The organism is Leyella lascolaii (genome assembly GCF_900079775.1).
Classification (GTDB): domain Bacteria; phylum Bacteroidota; class Bacteroidia; order Bacteroidales; family Bacteroidaceae; genus Prevotella; species Prevotella lascolaii.
Map to the genome: position 1 here is coordinate 1 of NZ_LT556044.1, position 1,247 is coordinate 1,247.

Sequence of the window (1,247 nt, forward strand, 5' to 3'; positions counted from 1 at the left end):
CCTTCCGATTGCTTTGCCTCTTTCTCATAATTGGAGGTGTCAACCTTGTGGGCGGAAAGGATCTCCTTGTTAGCCTCCGGATCTTTCAGCAACTCCTTCATCACGCCAAGCAGGTTTCCCACCTGGTCTGCCGCTATGCGGTAGAATCCGAATCGGCTTGGCTCCTTGCACTGGCGGTAGAAGTTTCTAAAGAAACTGTCCATCATATCGCTGTTGCGGTCGAAACGCAGGAAGTCGGGCGTGTTCTCCGCCTTGGCGGGCGCTCGCTTCGGTGTGCCGTCCCTGCCGAGTCCGGCGACGACGCTGATCTCGCCCGTCTTCTCGTCACGGACTACCAGCACGTCCTGTTCATCACTCTTTTTCTTTTGTACCATAATCGTAAAATTTTAATGGTGAATACTGTTGTTATTTGAATTTCTGATGAATGCGAGTCAAGTAATGCTCCACATTCTCTTTCTTGAATTCTTTGACATTATTCTCTACAAACTGCATCACATCCTCTTCCGTGTAGTATGTTTTCTGCCCCAAACGCTTGTAGGGAAGCACTCCCAGACTGCGATAGCGTTGAAGGGAACGAGGGGATATTTGAAATAAGAGGCAGAGATCTTGGTTGTCGAGCAATTTTTCATTGATGGCAGAACTTCCTTTTTGCTCCGTCTCTCGTTCGTGTCTCAACATCAGCATGTCGTAGATGCCGTCTATCTTTTTGTGTAGGTCATGGAGATATAACTCCAGTTTTCTCAATGTTCCATCTTCCATGCTCATGTTTCCTTTGCTATTGTTCGTTCCTCAACCATTCTTTCTATGGCTTCAACTTGGTATCGGCATTGATTGCCAATTTTAATAAAATCAATGCGGTTCTCTGAGCGCATTCGCTGCAAGGTGCGCTTGCTCACACCAAGCATCTTAGCTGCATCGTCATTGGTCAACATCGGCTTCAATCCCTTACCCGTCAAGTTCTCTTGAAATGCCATTTTTGCCAATCGCACGTACTGGACTATTTCTGTCAACTGTTCTGTCAGCTTTTTGAAGGCTGCACTTTCCATTGTTATTACTTCCATTCTAATTCCGTTTGAAATGTTATGTAATTCGTTGTTTTTATTTCTCGGCGGCAAAATTAACCATTTGCGAAATACCCGTTTAACAACTCATTAATGACCCACGTATAATTTTCTTGATTTTTCTTGCCAAGCGGTCGGCAAACCCCAGAAAAGCACTGCCACAGTTATTCATTTTCATTGTTTTTC

2 protein-coding genes and 1 pseudogene are annotated in these 1,247 nt (G+C 45.0%); all 3 read right to left on the minus strand.

Going from position 1 to position 1,247, the window contains the following annotated elements:
- A pseudogene (locus BN4609_RS09695) lies at positions 1-374 on the minus strand (hypothetical protein); the annotation flags it as partial.
- 31 nt (positions 375-405) lie between these two features.
- Positions 406-684 (minus strand): helix-turn-helix domain-containing protein, encoded by a 279-nt coding sequence (locus BN4609_RS09700; RefSeq protein ID WP_081978971.1) that lies wholly within the window; start codon positions 682-684, stop codon positions 406-408.
- A 77-nt stretch (positions 685-761) separates the two neighbouring features.
- The gene (locus tag BN4609_RS09705; RefSeq protein WP_068856520.1) at positions 762-1,061 is read right to left on the minus strand and encodes a helix-turn-helix domain-containing protein; all 300 of its coding nucleotides are present in this window, start codon (positions 1,059-1,061) and stop codon (positions 762-764) included.
- Between the last annotated feature and the right edge of the window lie 186 nt (positions 1,062-1,247).

Excerpts from the sequence above, each read along its gene's own strand:
- BN4609_RS09700 (WP_081978971.1), bottom strand. The coding sequence starts at position 684 with ATGCTGATGTTGAGACACGAACGAGAGACGGAGCAAAAAGGAAGTTCT.
- BN4609_RS09705 (WP_068856520.1), bottom strand. The coding sequence starts at position 1,061 with ATGGAAGTAATAACAATGGAAAGTGCAGCCTTCAAAAAGCTGACAGAA.